Consider the following 24,596-nt stretch of genomic DNA (forward strand, 5'->3'; position numbering starts at 1 on the left):
TTAACTATTTTTGCAAGCTCTTCGCCACCATGAACAACCCACCCGATTCCACCTCCGGCAACGGCGCCAACCGCGCCCTGCCCTCCACCGCTGCCGTACAGGCTCTGCTGGACGAAGCGCCCGCCCAGGTCTGGTGGCGCCGCACTACGGTGTGGGCCACCGTAATCGCCGTCTTGCTGGCTGTGGGCGTGTTCTTTTTCTGGCAAGCGCGCAGCAAAGCCAATGCCGCGCCGGTGTACGTCACAGAAGCCGTAGGCCAGGGCAACCTGACACTCACGGTGGCAGCCAACGGCACATTGCAACCTACTCGCTTGGTGAGTATCGGCAGTGAGTTATCGGGCACGGTGCTGCGTGTGTTGGTGGACGTGAATGACAAGGTCAAAAAAGGCCAGGTACTGGTGGAGCTGGACACCGCCAAACTCAACGACCAGGTGACCCGTTCGCGCGCCGCATTGGGCGCTGCCAACTCGGCGGTGGCGCAATCCGCCGCTACGGTGAAAGAAGCACGTAGCAACTTTGCGCGGCTGGAAGAAGTAGCCCGCCTGTCGGGCGGCAAGGTGCCCTCCAAGGCCGAGCTGGACACTGGCCGCGCCACGCTGGACCGCGCACTGGCCGACGAAGCCAGCGCCCGCGCCAATGTCACGCAAGCCCAAGCCACCGCCGCTACCGATGAAACCAACCTCTCCAAAGCTTCGATCCGCTCCCCCATCGACGGCATGGTGCTCAGCCGCACGGTGGACCCCGGCAATGCCGTGGCCGCATCGCTGCAAGCCGTCACCCTGTTCACGATTGCAGAGGACCTGAGCAAGCTGCGCCTGCAGGTGAATATCGACGAGGCCGATGTGGGCTCGGTGCAGGTGGGGCAAAAGGCGACATTCACCGTCAGCGCTTATCCATCGCGCAAATTCCCCGCAACCACCACCCGCGTGGCCTATGGCTCCACCACCACCGACAACGTGGTCACTTATCTCACCCAACTCGAAGTCAACAACAGCGACCTGACGCTGCGCCCAGGCATGACAGCATCGAGCACCATCACCTCGACCGAACGAACCAACGTGCTGCTGGTGCCCAACACCGCATTGCGCTTCAGCCCTGCCGCAGCCGATGGCGCCAGCAGCGCGGCCGGTGCGGCATCCAGCGGCGGCGGCATTGTTGGCAGCCTGATGCCACGTATGCCGCGCAACGGACAGCGCGCCAAATCGGCCGGGGGCAGCAGCCCAAGCAAACAGGTGTGGGTGTTGCGTGAAGGCATCCCTGTGGCGGTGGCCATCACCACCGGTATCACCGACGGGCGCATGACCGAAATCACCGGCGGTGATTTGCAGGCGGGCGTGCAGGTGATCACTGACCAACGCAGTGGCAAAGCACCATGACTGCGCTTCCACTGATTTCCCTGCGCGGCGTCACCAAAACCTACGGCGAAGGCGCCACCGCATTGCAAGCACTCAAAGGGGTAGATCTGGACATTGCGGCGGGTGACTTTGTGGCCATCATGGGCCCCAGCGGTTCGGGCAAATCCACCGCGATGAACACGCTGGGCTGCCTGGACAGCCCCACCACCGGCGAATACCTGTTCAACGGCGTGCATGTGGAGAGCCTGTCGCGTGACCAGCGCGCGCGTTTGCGCAGGCGTTTTCTGGGTTTTGTGTTCCAGGGCTTCAACCTGCTGGCACGCACCTCGGCGCAGGAGAACGTGGAACTGCCGTTGCTGTACCGCGGTGAATCCGCCAGCGCGCGCCGTGCGGCAGCGAGCAAGGCCTTGGCATCCGTCGGACTGGCGGGTTGGGAACACCATACGCCCGCAGAGTTGTCCGGCGGGCAACAGCAGCGCGTAGCGATTGCCCGCGCCATCGTCACCGAGCCCGCCGTGCTGCTGGCCGATGAACCCACCGGCAATCTGGACACCAAACGCAGCGGCGAGATCATGGACTTGCTGTGGGGCCTGAACGTGAACTTGGGCATTACCGTGCTGATGGTCACCCACGAGGCCGACATGGCCGCCTATGCCAAGCGCATCGTGCGTTTTGTGGACGGCGTGGTGGAGAGTGACATCCCCAACGAACACCCCACGGCGCTTGGCCACACCACCATGCCGCAGACCACCGCTTTGGCAGAGGCTCCCTGATGCTGCTCAACACCCTTTGGCTCGCATTGCGCTCCATCCGGCGCAACCTGTTGCGCTCTTTCCTGACCATTCTGGGCATCGTGATTGGCGTGAGTGCCGTGATCACGATGGTGACGTTGGGCAACGGCGCCACGCTGGCCGTGCAAAACCAGATTGCCGGCCTGGGCACCAACCTGCTGCAGATCCGCCCCGGCCAGCGCATGGGTCCAGGTGTGGGTGGTGCCCCAGCTTTCAAAGACACCGATGCGGATGCCATCGCCGGGCAGATCGGTGGCATTGCCGCCGTGGCACCCGAGGCACGCAGCTCTGCCACGCTGGTGGCCAATGGCCGCAACTGGAGCAGCAATGTGGTGGGGAGCACCAACGCCTGGCTGACCACCGGCAACTGGACGCTAGCCAGTGGACGCGAGTTCAGTGACGCCGAGCTGCAAGCCGGTGCCGCGGTGTGCATGATTGGCGAGACGGTGCGGCGCGAGCTCTATGGTTCACGCTCCGCTTTGGGCGAACAGCTGCGCGTCAAACAAATCTCCTGCGAAATCGTCGCCGTGCTGGCGTCCAAAGGTCAGGGCAGCTTCGGCAACGACCAGGACGATGTAGTGCTGGTGCCGATGAAAACGCTGCAACGCCGCATCACCGGCAACAACCGTGTCAACACGCTGCTGGTCTCCATGGCCGACGAGAGCGATTCCACGCGCCTGAAAGCGAGCCTCACGCAACTGCTGCGCGAGCGGCGCAAGCTGGCCGATGGTGACGAAGACAACTTCAATGTGCTGGACACCAAACAACTGGCCGACACGCTGTCGGGCACGACCAAGGTGCTGACCACGCTCTTGGGCGCGGTGGCCGCGGTGAGTTTGCTGGTGGGTGGCATTGGCATCATGAACATCATGCTGGTCAGCGTGACCGAACGCACCCGCGAAATCGGCCTGCGTCTGGCCATTGGCGCACTGGAGCGCGAGGTGCTGCTGCAATTCCTGATCGAAGCCGTGGTGCTGTCGTCGCTGGGCGGGCTGGTGGGCATTGTGCTGGCCACCGTGGCGTCCATCCTGCTGTCCAGCGTGATGCAGGTGCCGTATGTGTTCAACCTGAGCGTGAACGTTTTATCGTTTGTGTTCTCGGCCGGTATTGGGGTGTTGTTTGGCTATTTTCCAGCACGGCGCGCGGCACGCATGGACCCGATCGAAGCCCTGCGCCACGAGTGATTTATAGGTAAAAATGGGCTGTAGCCCCCGCTGCAATTGCGCAAGCAGCTACTTTTTTGATAGCAATTCGGCAATCGCACGCGGGTACAGCAGATGCTCCTGGCTCAGTACCCGGGCCGCCAGCGTGGCTGCCGTGTCACCCGGCAACACCGGCACCACGGCCTGCGCCAGCGTCGCGCCATGGTCCAGCTCGGCGGTGACCTGGTGCACCGTGGCACCGGCCACCTGGCAGCCAGCGTCCAGCGCGCGCTGGTGCGTGTTCAGCCCGGGGAATGCGGGTAAGAGCGAGGGGTGGATATTCACCAGCCGCCCGGCGTAATGCGCCACAAAACCCGGCGTGAGAATGCGCATGAAACCGGCCAGCACCACCAGCACAGGCGCATCGGGCGCGTCAAAACGGTCTATCACTTCCATCAAGGCCGCGTCAAATGCATCCCGTGAGGCAAAGGCTTTGTGGTCCAGCGTCTCTGTCGCAATGCCCTGCGCCTGGGCAAACTGCAGGCCCTGCGCATCAGCGCGGTTGCTGATGACTGCGGCCACACGGGCGCCGTAAAGGTCTTGCCAGTTGTCGCGCCGGGCCGCATCCACGATGGCCGCCATGTTGGAGCCGCCGCCTGAGATCAAAATGACGATGTTTTTCATACCGGCCCGAATTATGACAATGCCCTCTGCCAACGACTCTCCTTCCACCTCCAACGACGCGCCCGCACCCCTGCAACTGGATGCCATAGAAGCCCGCGTACTGGGCACACTGATGGAAAAAGCCCGTACCGTGCCCGACAGCTACCCGCTGTCGCTCAACGCGCTGCTACTGGGCTGCAACCAGAAAACCAGCCGCGAGCCGTTCATGGAGTTGGTCGAAGCCGACGTGGTCAGCGCACTGGAAAAACTCAAGGAAGCCGGCCTGGTGCACGAAACCAGTGGCGGGCGCACGGTCCGCTTTACGCACAACTTCCAGCGCGGCGTGGGTGTGCCCGAGCAATCCGCTGTGCTGCTGGGCCTACTGATGCTGCGCGGGCCGCAAACGGCCGCAGAGCTGCGCCTGAACAGCGAGCGCTGGTACAAGTTTGCCGACGTCTCGTCGGTCGAAGGATTTCTGGAAGAGCTACAGGAGCGCGCGCAGGCCAAAGGTGGGCCGCTGGCAGTGAAACTACCCAAAGCACCGGGAGCCCGGGAGCAGCGCTGGGCGCATTTGTTGTGCGGCCCGGTGGAGGCCGGCGCGGCGACCCCAGGCGCCGCGAGTGCCAGCAACGCCACCGCACTGGAACGCATTGCGCGGCTGGAGGAGGAAGTGCTCCAATTGCGCGAAGCCATGCAAAAACTGTGCACCGAGCTCGGCTTGTCGCCGTTTGGACAGGCATAAACGAACGCCCGTGCTAAAACCGGGGAATGCGCACAGCGCTCCCGGTTTCAGCGCAAGCTGACAAGTGCCCGCAGGGCTTGTCATGCTGGAGCTAAAAAAGACTTTTATCGGAGACCCCCATGGATTTGGCATTTACCCCCGAAGAACAAAAATTCCGCGAAGAAATTCGCGCCTGGGTGGCAGAGAACCTGCCCAAAGACATTTCCCACAAGGTGCACAACGCCCTGCACCTGACCCGTGACGACCTGCAGCGCTGGGCCAAGATCCTGGGTAAAAAGGGATGGCTGGGACACGCCTGGCCCAAGGAATTTGGCGGCCCGGGCTGGAACTCCATCCAGAAACACCTGTTTGAAGAAGAATGTGCGCTGGCCGGTGCGCCACGCGTGATTCCTTTCGGCCCGGTGATGGTGGCCCCGGTCATCATAGCGTTTGGCAATGCCGAGCAGCAAAAGCGCTTTTTGCCAGGCATCGCGAGTGGCGAAGTCTGGTGGAGCCAGGGTTACAGCGAGCCAGGCTCCGGCTCCGATCTGGCCTCGGTCAAAACCCGCGCCGAACGCCAGGGCGACAAGTACATCGTCAACGGCCAAAAGACCTGGACTACGCTGGGCCAGTACGGCGAATGGATTTTCTGCCTGGTCCGCACCAGCACCGAAGGCAAGCCACAAACCGGCATCTCCTTCCTGCTGATCGACATGAAATCGCCTGGCGTCACCGTGCGCCCCATCATCATGCTGGACGGTGGCCACGAAGTGAACGAAGTGTTCTTCGACAACGTCGAAGTACCGGCGGAGAACCTGATTGGTGAAGAGAACAAGGGCTGGACCTATGCCAAACATCTGCTCTCGCACGAGCGCACCAACATTGCCGATGTGAACCGCACCAAGCGCGAACTCGAGCGCCTCAAACGCATCGCCAAGGCCGAAGGCCTCTGGGACGACACACGCTTCCGTGACGAAGTGGCCAAGCTCGAAGTGGACGTGATCGCCCTCGAAATGATGGTCATGCGCGTGCTGGCCGCAGAGACATCGGGCAAACAATCGCTGGACGTGGCAGGCTTGCTGAAGATCCGCGGCAGCGAAATCCAGCAGCGCTACAGCGAACTGATGATGCTGGCCGCCGGCCCCTACGCGATCCCGTTGATCCGCGAGGCGATGGAAGCCGGCTGGCAAGGCGACTTCCCAGGCGGAGCATTGGGCAACGCACCACTGGCATCGACCTACTTCAATCTGCGCAAGACCACCATCTACGGCGGCTCCAACGAAGTGCAACGCGGCATTGTTTCGCAAGTTGTTCTTGGCTGAACCGAGCAAGCAACTCCCGTTCGGGCTGAGCTTGTCGAAGCCCTGTAACAAACATCACCAATGCCCTTCGACAAGCTCAGGGCGAACGGTAAAAGGAAGACAAAATGGATTTCGATTTTTCTGACGACCAGGTTCAACTCGGCGACGCCGTGCGCAAATGGGTGGACAAGGGTTACACCTTCGAGCGCCGCCGCGCGATTGAAAAGGCAGGCGGCTTTGACCGCGCTGCCTTCACCGAGATTGCCGAACTCGGCCTGACTGGCTTGTACGTGCCCGAAGACGATGGTGGTCTGGGTATGGGCCCTGTCGAAGGCATGGTGGTGATGGAGGAGCTGGGGCGCGGCATCGTGATGGAGCCGCTGGCCCAGTCGCTGATTTCCGGTGCCGTGATCGCCGGTTACGCCGATGCCGCCACCAAGGCCGCCTGGTTGCCCAAAATTGCCGGCGGCGAAGCGCTGGTAGTGTTGGCGTACCAGGAGCGCGCAGCCCGCTACAAGCTTGACGTCTGTGAAGCAAAAGCCACGCAAGCCCCCGGTGGTTATGTGGTGAACGCTACGAAAAGCATAGTACCCGTGGGTGACCAGGCCGATGCGTTTCTGGTTCCCGCCAAGATCAACAGCCAGATCGCGCTGTTCCTCGTAGAGCGCAAATCCAGCGGTGTCACCACCCGCGGCTACGGCACGCAAGACGGTGGCCGCGCCGCAGAAGTCACGCTGAAAAACGCGCCCGCCACACTGGTCACAACCGATGGCCTGACCGCACTGGAACACGCCGTGGACATCGGCATTGCCGCGCTGTGCGCTGAAGCCGTGGGTGTGATGGACAAGACCATGGCCATCACCGCCGAATACCTGAACACGCGCAAGCAGTTTGGCGTGTTCATCAGCAGCTTCCAGGCCCTGCGCCACCGCGCCGCCGACATGAAGATGCAACTGGAACTGGCCCGCTCGATGAGCTACTACGCCAGCCTGAAGCTCAACGCCCCTGCCCCCGAACGCCGCGCCGCGATGGCCCGCGCCAAGTACCAGCTGGGCCAAAGCATGCGGTTTGTCAGCCAGCAGGCTGTGCAGTTGCACGGTGGCATTGGCGTGACGGACGAATACATCGTGAGCCACTACTTCAAGCGCCTGACGCAAATGGAAATGACCTTTGGTGACAGCCTGCACCACCTCGGTGAAGTGTCTGCCCGCATGCAGGACACCGCTGGAGCGTTCGCATGACTTCCGCCGCGCGCACGGTACTGATTACCGGCTGTTCCAGCGGCATCGGTGCCGCACTGGCGCAGGAGTTCCATGCGCGTGGCCACAAGGTCATTGCGACCGCGCGCAAGCTCGACAGCATCGCGGCCCATGCAGCCGCTGGCATGACCACGCTGGCACTGGACGTGAATAACCCCGCCTCCATCGCCCAGGCAGTGGCCAGCGTGCAGGCCAGCCATGGCCATATCGACCTGCTGATCAACAACGCAGGCTACGGCCAGTTTGGCGCGATGACAGACCTGAGTGCCGCCGACCTGCGTGCGCAGTTTGAGACCAATGTGGTGGCGCCCGTCATGGTGACCCAGGCCTTTGTGCCCCTGCTGCGCAAAAGCGCGCTGGCCTGCGTGGCCCACGTGAGCAGCATCTCCGGCATCGTCACCACGCCATTCGCCGGTGCCTACTGCGCCAGCAAGGCCGCGCTCAACTCCATTGGTGACGCCATGCGTATGGAACTGGGCCCGCTGGGTATCCAGGTGGTCACCATCCAGCCCGGTGGCATCGCTTCCAACTTCGGCAATGCAGGGCAGGAAAAGGTGGTGTTACCCGCCCAGTCGCTGTACCAGCCGATTGCCAAGTTCATCGAAAAACGCGCCCAACTCTCACAAAGCGGCGCTACACCGGCCAAGCAGTTTGCCGCTCAGGTGGTGGACGACCTGCTGGCGAGCCCGCCACCGGCCATCAGCCGGCACGGTGCGCAAAGCACCCGCTTGCCCTTGCTCAAACGCCTGCTGCCCACCCGCATGCTCGACGACAAGATGCGCGGACTGTTCGGGCTGGACCGGATGAAATAGGTCTGTTCACACCCGCGCTGCCAGTTGCTTGAGCAGCAGGCGTGCGGAAGACAGGTTGGTGGCGCAGGGCACGTCGTGCACATCGCAGGCGCGCACCAGGGCGTTGATGTCGGGTTCGTGGGGCTGCGGTGTCATCGGGTCGCGCAGGAAGATCACCACATCCACCTCACCCTGCGACAGGCGTGAGCCGATTTGCAGGTCACCGCCCCAGGGGCCACTGAGCATGCACTCAACTGTCAGGCCCACTTCGGCAATCAAACGCCGGCCCGTGGTACCGGTGGCGCTTAACGTGCATTGCGTGAGGAACGGGGCGAACTCGCGGGCGAGTTCCACCATGGTGTCTTTTTTGTGGTCGTGCGCGATGAGCGCTATGCGGGGTGGGCGATGTTGGGCAGGGGCTTGGGTCATGCCCACATGCTAAATCAACAAACGGCTGGAGCTCGGCACATGCGACATCAAAAACTCCATCTGGTCCGCCAGGATGCGGCGGTTGCGCAGGATGAAGTCTTCCCAGAGGCTGGGCACATACGGCGTGTACAGCAGCGGCATGTTGGCTTGCTCAGGTGTGCGATGGCTCTTACGGTGGTTGCACGGGCGGCAGGCCGTGACCACGTTCATCCAGGTGTCGATGCCCTGCTGGGCAAAAGGAATGATGTGCTCGCGGGTCAGGTCGCTCTCGTGGAAGCGGCTACCGCAGTAGGCGCACACATTGCGGTCGCGGATGAAAAGCTTGCTGTTGGTCAGGCCCGGACGCAGGTTGAAGGGGTTGATATTGGGTACGCCGCGCGTGCCAATGATGCTGTTGACCTTGATGATGGACTGCAGCCCAGTGACCGCATTGTGGCCACCGTGGAACACCGCGACCTCGCCGCCAGACTCCCAGCGCACTTCGTTTGACGCGTAGTGCACCACCGCCTGTTCCAGCGAAATCCACGATTGGGGCAGCCCTTGGGCCGACAACTTCAAGACTTTCACGCAACGCCTCCATCAACGGTTCAAAACCACCAACACAGTCTGCAAAATGTCTCTCCGCCCCCACGCTCCACCGCTACGCGGGTCGCTGCCCCCCGAGGGGGCTAATTTGGCTCCGCCACACTTCGTGAACCCTTGGGGCGGCCCGGCGGGAAATTCGCAAGGGCCCTTGGCACACACCACTGCCCCGCTGAGTCACAATATACCCTGTTTCTGTGACAAATGGGCTACAGGCCCATATTCCCTGTGCGCAGCCTGCTATCAAAAAGATAACAAATCCATGAAGGTTTTTCGCGGTTTCAAGCACCCTGGCCTTGCCAGCGCGAGTGCGGTCACGATTGGCAACTTTGACGGCGTCCACCGGGGCCACCAGGCCATGCTGGCCCTGCTCAAGGGCGAAGCCCAGCAGCGCGGTGTGGCCAGCGTGGTGCTGACCTTTGAGCCCCATCCACGCGACTATTTCGCCGAGCTGCACCAAAAGCCCGATCTGGCGCCAGCCCGCGTAGGCACGCTGCGCGACAAACTGGAAGACCTGGCCAAGGCCGGCGTAGACCAGACCGTGGTGCTGCCGTTTGACGCCCGGCTGGCCAACCAAAGCCCCCAGCAATTCATCGACCAGGTGCTGCTGCAGGGCTTGGGCGCACGTTACGTGCTGGTCGGTGATGACTTTCGCTTTGGCAAGGCCCGTGCGGGCGACTACGCGCTGCTGGACGCCGCAGGCGACGCCCAAGGCTTCGATGTCGCGCGCATGAACAGTTACGAGGTCCACGGCCTGCGCGTCTCCAGTTCGGCCGTGCGCGAGGCGCTGGGCCAGGGCCGCATGCAGGACGCAGCCCGCCTATTGGGCCGACCGTATTGCATTTCGGGCCACGTGGTCCATGGCCGCAAACTGGGCCGCACGCTGGGCTTCAAAACGCTGAATTTGCGCTTTGCACACTGGAAACCCGCCGCCAGCGGCATCTTTGTGGTGCTGGTGCATGGCCTGGCCCCCAAGCCCCTGCGCGGCGTGGCGAATCTGGGTGTGCGCCCCTCGCTGGACCCTACGGATGTGAACGGCGGACGCGTGCTGCTGGAAACCCATTGTCTGGATTGGCCTGCCGAACTGGGCGCCGAGGGGGCCTACGGTAAAATCATCCGTGTGGAACTGCTACACAAACTGCACGACGAACTGAAATACGACGGTCTGGAATCCCTCACTAAGGGCATTCACCAGGACTGTGACGATGCACGCGCCTGGCTGCAGTCCAACGTCAGCACCCGAATTTGACGGGGCTCCCCGACGCACTTTGCCCCGCGTCTTGCCCCCACCGCCTGCCGTAACAACCACCGCAGGCTGCCCCACTCCCATTGAGATTTGCCATGACTGACAAAGTTGATTACCGCAGTACCCTGAACCTGCCCGACAGCCCCTTCCCCATGCGCGGCGACCTGCCCAAGCGCGAACCGGCGTGGGTGCAGGAATGGAACGAACAAGGCCTGTACAAGAAACTGCGCGATGCGCGTCACGGCGCGCCACTGTTCGTGCTGCACGACGGCCCGCCCTACGCCAACGGCCAAATCCACATGGGCCACGCCGTCAACAAGGTCCTGAAGGACATGATCGTCAAGAGCAAGCAGCTCGCCGACTTTGACGCACAGTACATCCCCGGCTGGGATTGCCACGGCCTGCCGATCGAAAACGCCATCGAAAAATTGTATGGCCGCAACCTGAGCCGCGACGACATGCAGGCCAAGAGCCGCGCCTTTGCCACGGAGCAGATCGGCCAGCAGCGCGAAGACTTCAAACGCCTGGGTGTGCTGGGCGATTGGGAGCGCCCCTACAAAACCATGGACCCAGCTAACGAGGCGGGCGAAATCCGCGCATTCAAACGTGTGATCGAGCGGGGCTTTGTGTACCGTGGCCTCAAGCCCGTGTACTGGTGCTTCGACTGCGGCTCGTCCTTGGCCGAGTTCGAAATCGAATACGCCGACAAGAAAAGCGACACGCTGGACGTGGCGTTTGAAACCGACGACGCGGGCAAGCTGGCCGCTGCGTTTGGCCTAGCAGCTTTGCCTGCAGGTCAAAGCGCCTTCGCGGTGATCTGGACGACCACTGCATGGACCATCCCCGCCAATCAGGCGTTGAACGCACACCCCGAGCTCAGCTATGCGCTGGTGCAAACCGAAAAGGGTTGCCTGGTGTTAGCCGAAACGCTGGTCGACAAGTGCCTGGAACGCTTTGGCCTGACCGGCACCGTGCTGGCCACAGCCAAGGGCGAGAAGCTGGGTGGCCTGAACTTCCGCCATCCGCTGTACGACGTGGATGCAGGCTACCGCCGCCTGTCGCCCGTCTACCTGGCCGATTACGTCAGCGATGGCGACGGCACCGGCCTCGTGCACTCGGCGCCTGCCTATGGCGTGGATGACTTCAACTCCTGCGTGGCCAATGGCCTGAAGTACGACGACATCCTCAACCCCGTGCAAGGCAACGGCACGTATGCCGCCGACTTCCCGCTGTTTGGCGGCCTGCACATCTGGAAGGCTGTGCCGGTGATCCTGGATGCGCTCAAGGTCGCGGGCCGCCTGATGGCGACCGTGGGAATCCAGCACAGCTATCCGCACTGCTGGCGCCACAAGACGCCCGTGATCTACCGCGCTGCCGCCCAGTGGTTCATCCGCATGGACGAAGGCCCGGGCGTGTTCACCCAAGACAAGGCCCCCAAGACCCTGCGCCAACTCGCGCTGGACGCGATTGAGCACACCAGCTTCTACCCCGAAAACGGTCGTGCGCGTTTGCGCGACATGATTGCCAACCGGCCCGACTGGTGCATCTCGCGCCAGCGCAGCTGGGGCGTGCCGATTCCCTTCTTCCTGCACAAGGACAGCGGCGAACTGCACCCGCGCACCATGGAGATCCTGGACCAGGCGGCTGACATCGTTGAGAAGGGCGGTATCGAAGCCTGGAGCCGCGTAACCACCGAAGAAATTCTCGGCGCAGCCGATGCGCCCAGCTACACCAAGAGCACCGACATTCTGGAAGTGTGGTTTGACTCGGGCTCCAGCTTCCAGCACGTACTGCGCGGCAGCCACAAAGATGCCTATGGCCGCCCACCCTTCCACACCGAAGGCCCCGAGGCCGATCTGTACCTGGAAGGCCACGACCAGCACCGCGGCTGGTTCCACAGCTCGTTGCTCTTGGGCTGCGCGCTGTACGACCGCGCACCGTACAAAGGCCTGTTGACCCACGGATTCACGGTGGACAGCAAGGGCATCAAGATGAGCAAGAGCCTGAAAAATGGCATTGAGCCACAGGCGGTTAGCAACAAACTGGGAGCCGAAATCATTCGCCTGTGGGTTGCCGCGAGCGACTACTCCGGCGATATTGCCGGCGACGACAAGATCCTGGCCCGCGTGGTGGACACCTACCGCCGTGTGCGCAATACGCTGAAGTTCTTGCTGGCCAACGTCAGCGACTTTGACCCGGCGAAGGACACGGTCGCGTACGAAGACCTATTGGAAATAGACAAGTACGCGCTTTCCTATGCGGCAAGACTACAAACTGAAATTCGCGCACACTTTGATGTGTATGAGTTTCATCCGGTGGTCTCCAAGTTGCAGTTGTACTGCTCAGAACACTTGGGTGCTTTCTACCTGGACGTACTGAAAGATCGTCTTTACACCACGGCGCCAAAATCTCTTGCACGCCGCAGTGCACAAACGGTATTGCACCAAATTACCCACGCTCTGCTGCGGTGGATGGCACCTTTCTTGAGTTTCACTGCAGAAGAAGCATGGGGAGGTTTTGGAACCTCAGAATCCATTTTCTTAGAGACTTTTACAGACCTTGGGCATCCTGATCGCAAACTACTGGATAAATGGAAAAGCATTCAAGACGTTCGAGACCTAGCGAACAAGCTGATTGAAACCAAGCGCACTGAAGGTGCCTTGGGCGCGTCACTTCAAGCTGAAGTAACGATCCAATGCGACGGCGTTTTGTTCGAAGCGCTGAACTCTCTTGGAGAAGATCTGAAGTTTGTATTTATCACTTCAAGTGCAACTTTGATTCAAACAGCAGGGGTTGGTATAACGATCACCGTAAAGACCAGCGACGGCACGAAATGCGAGCGCTGCTGGCACTACCGCAGCGACATTGGCATGGATACTGCGCACCCCACCCTGTGCGGCCGCTGCACCAGCAACCTGTACGGTGCCGGCGAAACCCGGACGTTTGCTTAATGGCCCGCGGCTTCAAACCCACGGGTGGTGCAAGCAACGTTCTGTGGCAATGGCTGGGCCTGGCCTTCATCTTGCTATTGGTAGACCAGTTCACCAAAATCCTGGTCCTGGGCTACTACCACCTGGGCGACAGCACCTACGTGACCAGCTTCTTCAACGTGGTGCGGGTGCACAACACAGGCGCGGCGTTTTCGTTTTTGGCGGGAGCGTCGGGCTGGCAACGCTGGTTCTTCACCGCGCTGGGCGTGGTGGCGGCCGCGGTGATCATCTGGATGCTCAAATCCCACCCGGGGCAAAAGCTGTTCAGCTTTGCCATGGCCTGCATTCTGGGCGGCGCCATTGGTAACGTGATTGACCGCCTGGCCTATGGCTACGTGGTGGACTTTCTGGACTTCCACTGGCGGGGCATGCATTTCCCCGCCTTCAATGTGGCGGACAGTGCGATTTCGATAGGCGCTGTTTGCCTGATACTGGACGAACTGCTGCGCGTGCGCAAAACCCGCTGACACAGGGACAGCCCACAGCGCAGCAGATGAAGGATTGTTTGTGACGCATTTGCTGAATCTGTTTGCCGCGATTGCCCTGCTGGTGTGGGGCACGCACTTGGTCCGTACCGGCATCCTGCGCGTGTTTGGCGCCAACCTGCGCAGCATCCTCGCGCACAGCACGGGCAACCGCTTTGCGGCCGTGGTGTCGGGCATCGGGGTCACCGCCGTGGTGCAGTCCAGTACCGCCACCGCACTCATCGTCTCGGCGTTTGTCGGCCAGGGACTCATGAGCCTGCCCTCCGCGCTTGCCGTGATGCTGGGCGCTGACATTGGCACCAGCCTGATGGCCGTGGTGTTCTCGCGCGACCTGTCCTGGCTCTCGCCGCTGTTCATCTTTATTGGTGTGGTGCTGTTCATTGCACGCCCCTCCACCACCGTGGGGCGCGTGGGACGTGTGCTGATCGGTCTGGGGCTGATGCTGCTGGCATTGCGCTTGGTCACGCAATCGGCCACCGTACTCACCCAGTCCGCAGCAGTCAAAGCATTGCTGGGCACGCTGACCAGTGACATGCTGCTCGAAATTCTGGTGGGCGCCACACTCGCCCTGGTGTCCTACTCCAGCCTGGCCATCGTGCTGCTCACGGCCACGCTGGCCACCTCGGGTGTGATTCCCGTGGACGTGGCGCTGGGCCTGGTGCTGGGGGCCAACCTGGGCAGCGGTGCGCTGGCCGTGTTGACCACCATGAATGCCAATGTAGAAACACGCCAGGTGCCGCTGGGCAACCTGGTGTTCAAGGTGCTGGGCGTGCTGGCCGTGCTGCCTTTTTCGGGTGTCTGGATGCGTTATGCCGGCCCCTACCTGGCCGACGAAGCCACGCTGGTAGTGGGCTTCCACCTGGCCTTCAACCTCGGCGTGGGCGTGGCCCTGATCGGCTTCACCCACGTGGTGGCACGCTGGGTGGAACACTGGCTACCCAAACCGCAAAAGACCACCGTGGCGGGCCGCCAGCGCCACCTGGACCCATCTGCGCTGGCGACACCGTCGTTGGCCATTTCGTGCGCGGTACGCGAGGCCATGCACCAGGCCGATGTGGTCGAGTCCATGCTGCTGGGCACACTGACCGTCATACGCGACAACGATGTCACGCTGGCCAAACAACTGCGCACCATGGACGACACGGTGGACGAGCTTTACAGCGACATCAAGTACTACCTGACGAAAATTTCACGCGAAGCGCTGGGTGAGAACGAGGCCAAACGCTGGACCGACATCATCAGCTTCACCATCAACATGGAGCAAATCGGCGACATTATTGAACGCGTGATCCAGGACGTGGAAGACAAGAAAATCCACAAAGGGCGCGAATTTTCGGACGCTGGAATGGCCGAAATCTGCGAACTGCATGCCCGCCTGGTGGACAACCTGCGCCTGGGGATGAGCGTGTTCTTAAACGGCAATGTGCGCGATGCACGGCGCCTGCTCGAAGAGAAAACCCGCTTCCGTGATCTGGAGCGCGAATACGCCGCCACCCACATTGAACGCCTCAGCGACAACACCCTGTCCAGCATTGAGACCAGCTCCCTGCACCTGGACCTGATCAGCGACCTGAAACGCATCAACTCGCACATCTGCTCGATCGCCTACCCAATTCTGGATTCGGCCGGCGAGCTGGCGCCCAACCGGCTGCGCATGTCGACAGAGACCAGCGGCAAATAAAAAAGCCGGTGCATGCACCGGCTTTTTTACCACTGAGCGCTTAGAAGCGGTAGCCCACCGCAATCAGCAATTCGTTGTACGTGAAGTGGTGCGAAGCCTTGTCACCACGCGCGCTGGTCAGCACATCGGGCAGGTCCACATACCCCATCTTGTAGGCCGAACGCAGGAACACCGATTTGGTCATGTCCACTTCCAGCCCCGCACCGACGCCCGCGCTCCAGCCCGCCAGATGGAACTCATCGTTGCGGCTCTGGCCAATCATGTGCATCGTGGCGTTGGTCTTGGGAATCACGACGCCCACGCCCACCAGCGCAAATACCCGCGCGCGGTCGTCTCCGAACCAGTCCACCTTCTTTTGTTTCTCCAATTCGATACTGACGATGTTCAAGCCATCGGTGTGCTCGAAGTTGAGCCAGTTGTCGGCAATGACTTGCTGGCCGCTCTGCGCCACACCCTGGATCTGTCCGTCAATCGCCACCGACTGGTCCTGCGTCACCACGTACTTCATGTGGTCCAGGTTCAGCGCAATGGCGGTGTCGTCATTGAGCTGGTAGGCCACCCGCAGGTTGGTTTGCGGGATGGTCATCTCGGCCGGGTTCAGGTAGTACTTGAAGATGTCGGCCAAACCCGTATTGGTCTGCAGGTCGGTGGCCTTCACATCGTGCAGCGTGAAGTCGTGGTCCTGACCCTTGAAGTGGATCGTGCTGTTGGAGTAGTTGGAGCGGTTCCATCCCCAGTACACCGACCACTTTTTACTGTTCTCGGCGTCGATCTGTGCAGCCGTCTTGCTGGGTGCAGCAGGTAGCGAGGTTGCTACAGGTTGGGCCTGCGCGAGTACCACCGAAGAGGTTTGGGCATGGGTGGCCGCAGCGACCACCAGGCCCGCTGCGCAAAAGAGGGATTTGCGCAGGAGCGCGGGGGGCGTGAAAATCATGCCCGCATTTTATCCCCTCCCTCTAAAGCGTGAGGATCGTGCAGCCGGTTGTTTGACGTGCCTCAAGGTCTTTGTGGGCCTGTTGCACATCTTCCAGCCGGTAACGCTGGTCAATGCGGATCTTGACCTTGCCGCTACCGACCACCTCAAACAGCTCGTCGGCCATGGCCTGGGTGCTTTCGCGCGTGGCAATGTGGGTGAAAAGGGTCTGGCGGGTTACATAAATCGACCCCTTGGCGCCCAGGATGCCGGGCGCAAACGGTGCGACCGGGCCGGACGCATTGCCAAAACTGGCCATCAGGCCAAAGGGCGCCAGGCAATCCAAGGATTTGTCCCAGGTGTCCTTGCCTACCGAGTCGTAAACCACCTTCACACCCTTGCCATCGGTGATCTCTTTGACCCGTGCGGCGAAGTCTTCTGCTCTGTAATTGATAGCATGCTGCGCACCATGGGCAAGGGCCAGAGCACATTTCTCTTCTGATCCCGCGGTAGCGATCAAGTGCAGGCCCAGGGCCTTGGCCCACTGGCAGGCAATCAGGCCTACGCCGCCCGCCGCCGCATGGAACAGCACAAAGTCACCGGACTGCAGCCCGCCCTGGGGCAGGGTTTTCTTGAGCAGGTACTGGGCCGTCAGCCCCTTGAGCATCATGGCAGCGCCCGTTTCAAAGCTGATGGCGTCAGGCAGTTTGCAGACACACTTGGCCGGCATCACACGCACATTGCAGTAGGCTCCGGGCGGATTGCTCGCGTAGGCGGCGCGGTCGCCTGCCTGGAGGTGTGTGACGCCCGCGCCTACGGCCTCCACCACCCCGGCGGCTTCCATGCCCAATTGCAAAGGCATGGCAAAGGGGTACAGACCGCTGCGCTGGTACACATCGATAAAGTTCAGCCCCACCGCGTGGTGGCGGATACGGATCTCACCCGGGCCCGGGTCTCCCACCGCCACTTGCACCAACTTGAGTTCCTCGGAGCCGCCATGCTGGTCAATGCGGATGGCACGGGAGAGTGGGTTCGACATGGCAACAGGTCCTTGCAGCGGAATGATGGGGTCGCCATGGTGCCATGAAATCGGCCAGTGTGCGTGCAGGTCTGTGCATGCCTAGTACCATCGCTCCCCATGAACCCTGGCCTTACCCCTACTGCGGCACTGCTGCTGGTCATCCCTCCGCTCATGTGGGCCGGCAATGCCGTGGTGGGCCGCATGGTGAGCCCACTGGTCTCGCCCATGACGCTCAACCTGCTGCGTTGGGCCATTGCCTTCCTGCTATTGCTGCCCATCGCCAGTCGGGTGCTCAAGCCCGGCAGCCCGCTGTGGGGCCAATGGCGCCGCTTTGCCTGGCTGAGTCTGTTCAGCATTGGTGGCTACAACGCCCTGCTTTACCTGGCCCTCAACAGCTCCACCGCCATCAATGTCACGCTGGTGGGTGCCAGTACGCCGGTATGGATGCTGCTGATCGGCTGGCTGGGGTTTCGCACGCCAGTCTCACTACGCCAGTGGCTGGGGGCGGTGCTGTCCATTGCCGGCGTGTTGCTGGTGCTGTGCCGCGGCAACTGGGACACACTGCGCCACTTGCACTTGGTGGCAGGCGACGTGTACGTGCTGCTGGCGTCGATCGGCTGGGCCTATTACAGCTGGCTGCTGGCCCACCCCACGCCGGAGTCTGCGTCCCTGCGCACTGACTGGACCGGTTTTCTCATGGCGCAAATCATTTTTGGTCTGGCCTGGTCCGGCGTTTTCACCGGTGCCGAATGGGCACTCACCCCGGCCCACATCGACTGGGGCTGGCCGTTGGCGGCGGCCTTGCTGTACATCGCCATTGGCCCGGCCATCATTGCCTATGGCGCCTGGGGTGCCGGTGTGGCACGCGCGGGCCCGGCGGCAGCGGGCTTTTTTACCAACCTTACACCGCTGTTTACCGCGCTGCTGTCCACTCTGGTTCTGGGTGAAACACCGCAGGCATTCCACGGGATGGCCTTTGTACTGATTGTCTCGGGCATCGTGCTCTCATCACGCCGTTAGACCTGCTGGAAGCAGGCCGGCACATCGATTACCTGAATCAGCAGGTCACCGCCGTTGGCCTTGATGAAGCGTTTGACCAGGGCCGCACTGCCCTCCACGCCAAACGGGGTGTGCATGATGTGGGAATCCCGGAACTCGGGCACGCCATGGAGCCCATCCACCAGCAAGCCCATGGTCTGCTGGCCATGGCGCAGGATGACGACCTGGCTGCTCTTGTCGATGCGTGTGGGCTGGCCGCGCACCAGGTACCCCAGGTCAAAAACCCACACGGCAGCCGGGTTGCCCCGCGCGGGCTGCAACGCCAACATGCCGATACATGCCCGCCGGTTGCCCACCGGCACAGAGGTCATGGCAGCGGCGGATACCGCCTCCTGCACGTGCTCCGCCGGCAGCGCAAACAGCGTGCCGTCAATGAAGAAAGTGGCAAACTCCACGCCACCGGCACCCACCGCTTCCGCCTGAAGAACCATCTCACCCCGGCTTGACGCCCCCGAGCGCTCGCGAACCTCGCCGAGTGGCTCAAACACGAATGCCAGCACGTCGTCCTGGTACCCATCGGAGACCTTGAATTCCCGGTACCCGGTGGATGCCGTGCACCCCATGATGGCGTACTCACCATCGTGGTGGACGATGCACGATGCGCTTTGCCCATTGGGCAAGGCCAGTATGTCCTGGGCTACCTCCAGCAGTGTGCCGACGGGTCGCTTGGGGTCCGTGCTGGCGATCACGTGGCCCTGCCGGTCGACAAACAAGGCCTGCAAGCCCGGCTGGTTTCCCAGCCCGCCCTGCAGCATGGCCGCGAATTCGGGCCCCGAATTGAACACGATGCCGATGCCACCGACCACGCTGGAATCATTCTGCGGATCGCGGATGGCCGCGTGGTACACATAGGTGGGCGCACCGCCATACAGCGGCGTCGCAGCAAACGGGGTCACGCAATAGTCCTGCTCGGTCTGCAGGGCTAACACGTTCGCCAGCGTTTGGGCATCCACGCGGCTGCCTACGGCACTGGCGTCGGCCGGATTCAGCGCGGCATCGGCCACGATGCGCCCCGCCGTGTCGTACACAAACAAACGGGTGTAGACCGTGTAGAGCGAATTGATGTAGCGAAGAATGCCGCCGATCTTCTGGGCCTTCGCGTCGTCCCAGGCCCCTTCGGCAAAGGCGGTGCGCAACTCCGGCGTCAACGCCCACCAGCGGCAGTCGTCCGAGCGTTCGTAGAGATTGCGATCGAGCAAATCCACCAACAGGTGCGACACAAACTCCGAGTTGTGCAGGCTGGTGGTCAGCACGGTCTCATACAGATCCCCAATCGACCGGGCAAACAGCGCATTGCTGCGGGCCCCGGTTTCGCTGATCTGGGCCAGTACGGATTTCAGCTTGGTCAGATCGCCCTGCTGCCCGGCCGACATCACCTGCCCGTTCCACACGACACAACGGATGGTTTCTGCCGCAGTCATGATCTCGTACAGCGGGGCCGAGAAGGACTGGGCATGCGACAGCAGCCCGTCCTTGGTGTTGGCGTCCAGCGTGGCCAGCGTGTTGCTGTTGCGTCCGGTGAAGGCCACATCCACCGGAATCATCACCTGGCCCTGCCATCCGGGCGGCCCCATATAGCCCTGGTAGCCTTCCGCGCGGTAGGTGCACACCAGATACTCCCGGCCCGAAAACATCATCAACTGGGACGAGCGCGCGCGGTTCACCGGCACCACCGCCCCCAGCGGAATCCACAACGGGTCCGCACTCTCGATGACGCGGTTCTCAGCGTCGAGCAGCAGCATGTTGGACCGCGCTGCCGGATCGCGGTGCGAGTGGAAGATGCCCGCCATCTCCTGCTCGAAGTTGAAACACAGGCACAGGATGCCCACCACGTTACCGGTCTGCGGATGCAGCATGCGGCGCGAATAAATCAGGGCCTGGCGCTTGGACGGACGCAGGTCGCTGGCGCGAAAGGTTTCGACAAATGTGTCGCTGGCCAGCGTCTCTGCAATCAGCGGGTCGGTGCTGCCTTCCAGCGGCGTACTCTCGTCAATCTGCACCAGCACATTGCCCGCCGCATCGAGCAGCAGGATTTCGTCATACACCGTGTATTTGTTGCGGTAGGCACGCAGGCGCAAACGCGCTGCCGCCTGGTCCGCATTGAGGCCGGCAACAAAAGCACACAGCTCGTTGTCGGTGGCCAGAAACCCCACATCCGCCGTGCGTTCGTACAAATTACGCACCACGATGTCGATCACATACTGCGCCTTGGTACCGATCTCGCCCAGCACCGTGGCCACTTTTTCGCTCACCAAGCTGGTCACCAGTTCCTGCTCCAGCCGGTTGAACCCCTGGCGAGTCGCGGCCATGGTCGGCAGGATGGCCTGTGCTTCCTCGGGACAATTCATCTTGGCCGAGGATTCGATCATCCGCCACATCAGGTTGAGCTCGTGCAACGCCTGCTCGCAACGGATCACGTCGCGCATGTAGGGCAGGAAGGTGTCAATCTGAAGCGGTGGCTTCTGGGGCATAGGGCAGACTCCGATGGGGATAAACCAGTGTGAGCAATGCCGCCAGGGGAATGGGGCGACTCAGCGCGAACCCCTGGATGTAACGACAACCAAACTGCCGCAGATACAGCAGCTGTGCGTCGGACTCCACACCCTCCGCAATCACGCGCAGTTGCATGTGGTGACCCAGCGCCAGGATGGCGCGCACGATGGCACCATCGTCTCTGTCGTGGGGCAGCCCACTGACAAACGAACGGTCAATCTTCAGAGACGACACCGGCAGATTTTTCATGCGCGAGAGCGAGGAGTGCCCGGTGCCGAAGTCATCCATGCTGATCTTGAAGCCCAGTTGCCGCAGGGCGCCCATCACCGGAATCACCTTGTCGGGCTGCTTCATCACCATGCTCTCGGTGAGCTCCAGGCAGATGTGGCGCGGCTCCACACCACTGCCGTGAATGACCGCCAGCAGTTCACTGGGCAAATTGGCGTTGACAAACTCCAGCGCCGCCATATTCACATTGACCACCAGATTGGGAAACCCGGAACGGTGCAGCACGGCCAGGTCACCACAGGCCTGCTTCACCACCCAGCGGCCAATCTGCACGATCAGGCGGCTTTGCTCGGCCACCGGTATGAATACATCAGGCCGCACCAGCACACCATCGGGCCTGCGCCAACGCAGCAAGGCCTCTACGGCCACCAGCGTCTCGCTCTCCACATCAAAGATGGGCTGGTACTCCAGAAAGAATTCATTGCCAAGCAGAGCGCGGTGCAGGCCGGCTTCCATGCTGAGCTGCTCCGCCAGCGCGGTCTGCTGGCTGACCAGCGTCTCGCCGGGTGCAGCCAGAAAGAAACTCAGGGCATTGCGCCCGCCCTGCTTGCTGCGGTACATGGCGGAATCTGCCGAACGCATGAGTTCCGAGCCCGTGCGCCCGCTGTCGGGGAACACACTGATGCCCACGCTGGCCGACAGCGTGAGCTCTTGCCCGGCGTACAAAAAGGGCGTGCGGGCCGCCAGCAGAATGCGCTCTCCCAGCGCCTGCAGATCCGGCCAATGCTCCCGCTGCGTGAGCAGAATGGCGAACTCGTCGCCCCCCAGGCGTCCCACGTGAAAATGGTCTTCACCGAGATCCATCAGGCGCTGCGAAAACTCGCGCAGCACCAGGTTGCCGGCCTCATGGCCAAACGCGTCGTTGATCGGTTTGAAGCGGTCCAGATCGATGTACAACACCGCGAATTTCTGGCCAAACGCCCCCGCCTCCATACAAGCCGAGTCCAGCAACTGCTGGAAATGTTTGCGGTTGATCAAGCCGGTCAGGTCATCGATCTGCGCCAGGCGACGAATCAGGTTTTGTTGCTCCAGACGCTCCACCGTCTGCGATATCAGCGAACCAATGGTGAAGGAGAGCTCGGGCAACTGGGCCTCGCGCTGGCGCGCCTGGCGGCTGTAAAACTCCAGCACACCATGGCTTTTGCGCCGGCCATCCACCGTCACATACGACACCGGGAACGCATAACCCGACTTCAGGCCACATTGGTGCGCGACCAGCCCGCCCAGAAACACGGCGTCGTGCAAGACGTCTTCCACCCACTCGGCCTGCATACTGCTCCAGACGCAGCCAATCAGGCCTTCACCGGGGGCCAGGGACATGTCCTGCCCGTCTGCAATAAAGGCTTCCACGCCGGAGCCCGGCTTGTACCAGTAGTGTTTGCTGCTCAGGCGTTGCTGGCCCATCTGCCCCCGCTCGGGTGACCAATAGGCGCCGCACTCCCAACCCAGGTTTTCACACACCAACTGGATCACGCGTGTGATCGCTTCGTCCAGGGTGTGGGTGCCTATGAGCAACTGGGTGGACTCAAAACAGAAGCGCTCGCGCATCTCGGCCACGCGAGACGCCGTCATGTCCACCAGCATGCCGGTCATCGGTGCCGCCTCCGCGCCGGTATTGGCACCGGTGACGGGCAACACCACCAGACGAATCCAACGCAAACCAACCAGCGCATCAATGGTGCGGAACTCGTATTCAACAGGGAGCGTATCGGCAGTGGCCATCGCGGCGCGGGCCAGCGTGGCATGGAAGGCAGGCAGGTCATCGGCGACGATCGCGCCAAAACAGGTCTGCAAGTCGTTATGCAAGCCTGCGGGTACATCCAGCAGGCGCGCTACCCCCTGGCTCAGGACCCAGTGGCCCGACTGCGGCACGTACCACCAACGCCCGAATGCCGCGGCGTCTTCCACCGGATCAGACAGCAACGCCCGCTCGGCGATGTCACCCAGCAGGAACGGCGTATCCAGTCCAACGGCAGTCTTTCGACCGCGGCTCAACAACGAAGGTTTCCCCATACAGCCCAACGACTCACTTGATAGTGTTTATGGGGACTACACCGCAATTTTGGTGCCAGTACATCCGGGCGCAGACCGACACCTGGGGCTCCGTGTGCACCACAACGGGGCACTCGCCCATGGGCGCGTTCGATTGCGCTTCGCCCATAAAAAAAGCCTGCACATGCAGGCTTTTTTTCGACAGTCCACCGAGGGGTGGACGGTGCCCTTCAGGGCTTCTTGGGGGCTTCCGCTTTTTCCTTGGCTTTGGCCATGGTCTGTTTGTCTTTTTCAGCGGTCTTGTTGCCCTTGGTCTTAGCCATGATCTCAGCCGCTTTGGCCTCTTTTCTGCGGTCTTCCGCGGTGATCGGTTTACAGGCAGGGGGAGCGCACGGCGTAGCGCCTCCGGAGGGCGCCGGTGGCGCCGCAGGGGGAGCCGCCATGGCGCCAGCAGCAATCACGCTGCCGATCAATGTGAGCACAGTATTTTTCATTTCCGCACACTCCTGAATTTGGATCGCACACCTTCACATTGAAGGCGCACTGTTATAGCGCTGTACCCCTCCAGACGCAAGCGGCGGCATTCTGTGCGCTAAAACGTCCCCGTGAACGCCCCGCCGTCCAGCAGGATGTTTTGCCCTGTCATGTAAGCCGCCTGCTGGCTGCACAGGAAGGCACAAACCTGGCCAAACTCTTCGAGCGTGCCGTAGCGGCCCATGGGAATTTGCGCCTGCTGCGACGCGCGAATTTCGTCGACCGACTTGCCGGTCTTGGCTGCGGTGGCCTTCACCGTGGTGGCAATGCGGTCGGTGTCGAACTTGCCGGGTAGCAGGTTGTTGATGGTCACGCCCTTGGCCGCCAGACTGCTGCGCGCCACACCGGCCACAAAACCGGTGAGGCCACTGCGTGCGCCGTTGGACAGGCCCAGAATGTCGATGGGGGACTTCACCGAGCTGGACGTGATGTTGACGATGCGCCCAAAACCGCGCGCCGCCATGCCATCCACGGTGGCCTTGATAAGTTCAATGGGCGTGAGCATGTTGGCATCCACCGCCTTGATCCAGGCCTCGCGGTCCCAGTCGCGGAAGTCGCCGGGCGGCGGGCCACCGGCGTTGGTGACCACGATGTCGAAGTCTTTGCGGATGGCGAAGACCGCGGCGCGGCCCGCCTCGGTCGTGATGTCTTGGGCACAAAACAGCACCTCAGCCCCCGTGGATACTGCGTAAGCAGCTTCCAAATTCATAGCAGATTGCTGCAGTGCTTCGGCGCCACGCGCCACGATCAGCACGTTCACACCTTCGGCCACCAGCGCCTGCGCGCAGCCCAGGCCCAGCCCCTTGCTCGCGCCACACACCAGCGCCCATTTACCCTTCAGTCCCAAGTCCATTGTTATC

At 62.0% G+C, this 24,596-nt stretch carries 21 protein-coding genes; 12 read left to right on the forward strand and 9 right to left on the reverse strand.

Translation table 11 applies throughout. The features are described 5' to 3' along the window. Nucleotides 1-29 precede the first annotated feature (29 nt). Genes RS694_RS15190 through RS694_RS15200 form a run of 3 tightly spaced genes read left to right on the forward strand, consistent with a single transcriptional unit; the run spans nt 30 to nt 3,330 of the window. Nucleotides 30-1,376: an efflux RND transporter periplasmic adaptor subunit gene (locus RS694_RS15190; protein ID WP_029707141.1), complete on the forward strand. Its 1,347-nt coding sequence runs from the start codon at nt 30-32 to the stop codon at nt 1,374-1,376. Continuing rightward, on the forward strand, nt 1,373-2,128 hold the full coding sequence (locus tag RS694_RS15195) for an ABC transporter ATP-binding protein (protein ID WP_029707140.1): 756 nt from the start codon (nt 1,373-1,375) through the stop codon (nt 2,126-2,128). Before RS694_RS15190 ends, RS694_RS15195 begins: the two co-directional genes overlap by 4 nt. Beyond that, entirely contained in the window at nt 2,128-3,330 is a 1,203-nt protein-coding gene (locus RS694_RS15200; protein WP_029707139.1) for an ABC transporter permease, read from the forward strand. The genes RS694_RS15195 and RS694_RS15200 overlap by 1 nt, the downstream gene beginning before the upstream one ends. Nucleotides 3,331-3,378: 48 nt before the next feature. On the opposite strand, the gene purN is transcribed toward RS694_RS15200, so the two are convergent. Next, nucleotides 3,379-3,972, reverse strand: coding sequence for a phosphoribosylglycinamide formyltransferase (gene purN, locus RS694_RS15205; RefSeq protein ID WP_029707138.1), 594 nt, complete (start codon nt 3,970-3,972; stop codon nt 3,379-3,381). Between the two features lie 19 nt (nt 3,973-3,991). Between purN and RS694_RS15210 the strand changes: the two genes are divergently transcribed. The 4 genes from RS694_RS15210 (at nt 3,992) to RS694_RS15225 (ending at nt 8,044) form a co-directional block, all read left to right on the forward strand. Beyond that, nucleotides 3,992-4,693, forward strand: coding sequence for a YceH family protein (locus RS694_RS15210; protein WP_051391826.1), 702 nt, complete (start codon nt 3,992-3,994; stop codon nt 4,691-4,693). A gap of 119 nt (nt 4,694-4,812) precedes the next feature. Then, nucleotides 4,813-5,994 (forward strand): acyl-CoA dehydrogenase family protein, encoded by a 1,182-nt coding sequence (locus RS694_RS15215; RefSeq protein WP_029707136.1) that lies wholly within the window; start codon nt 4,813-4,815, stop codon nt 5,992-5,994. Between the two features lie 104 nt (nt 5,995-6,098). Then, nucleotides 6,099-7,214 (forward strand): acyl-CoA dehydrogenase family protein, encoded by a 1,116-nt coding sequence (locus RS694_RS15220; RefSeq protein ID WP_029707135.1) that lies wholly within the window; start codon nt 6,099-6,101, stop codon nt 7,212-7,214. Beyond that, nucleotides 7,211-8,044 carry an SDR family NAD(P)-dependent oxidoreductase gene (locus RS694_RS15225; RefSeq protein ID WP_029707134.1) on the forward strand — a complete coding sequence of 278 codons (834 nt, stop codon included), beginning with the start codon at nt 7,211-7,213 and terminating at the stop codon, nt 8,042-8,044. Before RS694_RS15220 ends, RS694_RS15225 begins: the two co-directional genes overlap by 4 nt. A 6-nt stretch (nt 8,045-8,050) precedes the next feature. Here RS694_RS15225 and RS694_RS15230 read toward each other — a convergent pair whose 3' ends face one another. After that, nucleotides 8,051-8,452 carry a methylglyoxal synthase gene (locus RS694_RS15230; protein ID WP_029707132.1) on the reverse strand — a complete coding sequence of 134 codons (402 nt, stop codon included), beginning with the start codon at nt 8,450-8,452 and terminating at the stop codon, nt 8,051-8,053. Between the two features lie 9 nt (nt 8,453-8,461). Continuing rightward, nucleotides 8,462-9,019, reverse strand: a complete 558-nt coding sequence (locus RS694_RS15235) for an HNH endonuclease (RefSeq protein ID WP_029707131.1) — start codon at nt 9,017-9,019, stop codon at nt 8,462-8,464. Nucleotides 9,020-9,296: 277 nt separating this feature from the next. Between RS694_RS15235 and RS694_RS15240 the strand changes: the two genes are divergently transcribed. From RS694_RS15240 to RS694_RS15255, 4 genes are all read left to right on the forward strand, one after another. Then, nucleotides 9,297-10,283, forward strand: coding sequence for a bifunctional riboflavin kinase/FAD synthetase (locus tag RS694_RS15240; RefSeq protein ID WP_029707130.1), 987 nt, complete (start codon nt 9,297-9,299; stop codon nt 10,281-10,283). A gap of 92 nt (nt 10,284-10,375) precedes the next feature. Then, on the forward strand, nt 10,376-13,231 hold the full coding sequence (gene ileS / locus RS694_RS15245) for an isoleucine--tRNA ligase (RefSeq protein ID WP_029707129.1): 2,856 nt from the start codon (nt 10,376-10,378) through the stop codon (nt 13,229-13,231). Beyond that, on the forward strand, nt 13,231-13,737 hold the full coding sequence (gene lspA / locus RS694_RS15250; protein ID WP_029707128.1) for a signal peptidase II: 507 nt from the start codon (nt 13,231-13,233) through the stop codon (nt 13,735-13,737). Before ileS ends, lspA begins: the two co-directional genes overlap by 1 nt. A gap of 40 nt (nt 13,738-13,777) precedes the next feature. Next, nucleotides 13,778-15,436, forward strand: a complete 1,659-nt coding sequence (locus RS694_RS15255) for a Na/Pi cotransporter family protein (protein ID WP_029707126.1) — start codon at nt 13,778-13,780, stop codon at nt 15,434-15,436. Between the two features lie 40 nt (nt 15,437-15,476). Here the strand turns inward: RS694_RS15255 and RS694_RS15260 are convergent, their stop codons facing one another. Continuing rightward, the gene (locus RS694_RS15260) at nt 15,477-16,370 is read right to left on the reverse strand and encodes an outer membrane protein (RefSeq protein WP_051391820.1); all 894 of its coding nucleotides are present in this window, start codon (nt 16,368-16,370) and stop codon (nt 15,477-15,479) included. A 22-nt stretch (nt 16,371-16,392) separates the two neighbouring features. Further along, on the reverse strand, nt 16,393-17,388 hold the full coding sequence (locus tag RS694_RS15265) for a quinone oxidoreductase family protein (RefSeq protein WP_076069784.1): 996 nt from the start codon (nt 17,386-17,388) through the stop codon (nt 16,393-16,395). 99 nt (nt 17,389-17,487) lie between these two features. On the opposite strand from RS694_RS15265, the gene RS694_RS15270 reads away from it, so the two are divergent. Continuing rightward, nucleotides 17,488-18,390: a DMT family transporter gene (locus tag RS694_RS15270; protein WP_029707122.1), complete on the forward strand. Its 903-nt coding sequence runs from the start codon at nt 17,488-17,490 to the stop codon at nt 18,388-18,390. Here the strand turns inward: RS694_RS15270 and RS694_RS15275 are convergent. The 4 genes from RS694_RS15275 to RS694_RS15290 form a co-directional block, all read right to left on the reverse strand. Then, entirely contained in the window at nt 18,387-20,900 is a 2,514-nt protein-coding gene (locus tag RS694_RS15275) for a chemotaxis protein CheW (RefSeq protein WP_037247076.1), read from the reverse strand. The genes RS694_RS15270 and RS694_RS15275 overlap by 4 nt on opposite strands. Further along, nucleotides 20,872-23,205, reverse strand: a complete 2,334-nt coding sequence (locus RS694_RS15280) for a putative bifunctional diguanylate cyclase/phosphodiesterase (protein WP_241463962.1) — start codon at nt 23,203-23,205, stop codon at nt 20,872-20,874. Before RS694_RS15280 ends, RS694_RS15275 begins: the two co-directional genes overlap by 29 nt. A gap of 227 nt (nt 23,206-23,432) precedes the next feature. Then, nucleotides 23,433-23,696, reverse strand: a complete 264-nt coding sequence (locus RS694_RS15285) for a hypothetical protein (protein WP_029707118.1) — start codon at nt 23,694-23,696, stop codon at nt 23,433-23,435. A gap of 98 nt (nt 23,697-23,794) precedes the next feature. Beyond that, on the reverse strand, nt 23,795-24,589 hold the full coding sequence (locus RS694_RS15290; RefSeq protein WP_029707117.1) for an SDR family oxidoreductase: 795 nt from the start codon (nt 24,587-24,589) through the stop codon (nt 23,795-23,797). Nucleotides 24,590-24,596 lie beyond the last annotated feature (7 nt).

Origin of the sequence: Rhodoferax saidenbachensis (genome assembly GCF_001955715.1) — a bacterium.
GTDB lineage: Bacteria > Pseudomonadota > Gammaproteobacteria > Burkholderiales > Burkholderiaceae_C > Allorhodoferax > Allorhodoferax saidenbachensis.

Bases quoted from the DNA above. Each gene is read 5' to 3' on its own strand.
- lspA (WP_029707128.1), top strand. From the start codon at position 13,231: ATGGCCCGCGGCTTCAAACCCACGGGTGGTGCAAGCAACGTTCTGTGG.
- RS694_RS15220 (WP_029707135.1), top strand. From the start codon at position 6,099: ATGGATTTCGATTTTTCTGACGACCAGGTTCAACTCGGCGACGCCGTG.
- RS694_RS15240 (WP_029707130.1), top strand. From the start codon at position 9,297: ATGAAGGTTTTTCGCGGTTTCAAGCACCCTGGCCTTGCCAGCGCGAGT.
- RS694_RS15225 (WP_029707134.1), top strand. From the start codon at position 7,211: ATGACTTCCGCCGCGCGCACGGTACTGATTACCGGCTGTTCCAGCGGC.
- ileS (WP_029707129.1), top strand. From the start codon at position 10,376: ATGACTGACAAAGTTGATTACCGCAGTACCCTGAACCTGCCCGACAGC.
- RS694_RS15190 (WP_029707141.1), top strand. From the start codon at position 30: ATGAACAACCCACCCGATTCCACCTCCGGCAACGGCGCCAACCGCGCC.
- RS694_RS15260 (WP_051391820.1), bottom strand. From the start codon at position 16,370: ATGATTTTCACGCCCCCCGCGCTCCTGCGCAAATCCCTCTTTTGCGCA.
- RS694_RS15200 (WP_029707139.1), top strand. From the start codon at position 2,128: ATGCTGCTCAACACCCTTTGGCTCGCATTGCGCTCCATCCGGCGCAAC.
- RS694_RS15215 (WP_029707136.1), top strand. From the start codon at position 4,813: ATGGATTTGGCATTTACCCCCGAAGAACAAAAATTCCGCGAAGAAATT.
- RS694_RS15210 (WP_051391826.1), top strand. From the start codon at position 3,992: ATGCCCTCTGCCAACGACTCTCCTTCCACCTCCAACGACGCGCCCGCA.
- RS694_RS15195 (WP_029707140.1), top strand. From the start codon at position 1,373: ATGACTGCGCTTCCACTGATTTCCCTGCGCGGCGTCACCAAAACCTAC.
- purN (WP_029707138.1), bottom strand. From the start codon at position 3,972: ATGAAAAACATCGTCATTTTGATCTCAGGCGGCGGCTCCAACATGGCG.
- RS694_RS15230 (WP_029707132.1), bottom strand. From the start codon at position 8,452: ATGACCCAAGCCCCTGCCCAACATCGCCCACCCCGCATAGCGCTCATC.
- RS694_RS15265 (WP_076069784.1), bottom strand. From the start codon at position 17,388: ATGTCGAACCCACTCTCCCGTGCCATCCGCATTGACCAGCATGGCGGC.
- RS694_RS15275 (WP_037247076.1), bottom strand. From the start codon at position 20,900: ATGCCCCAGAAGCCACCGCTTCAGATTGACACCTTCCTGCCCTACATG.
- RS694_RS15290 (WP_029707117.1), bottom strand. From the start codon at position 24,589: ATGGACTTGGGACTGAAGGGTAAATGGGCGCTGGTGTGTGGCGCGAGC.
- RS694_RS15270 (WP_029707122.1), top strand. From the start codon at position 17,488: ATGAACCCTGGCCTTACCCCTACTGCGGCACTGCTGCTGGTCATCCCT.
- RS694_RS15285 (WP_029707118.1), bottom strand. From the start codon at position 23,696: ATGAAAAATACTGTGCTCACATTGATCGGCAGCGTGATTGCTGCTGGC.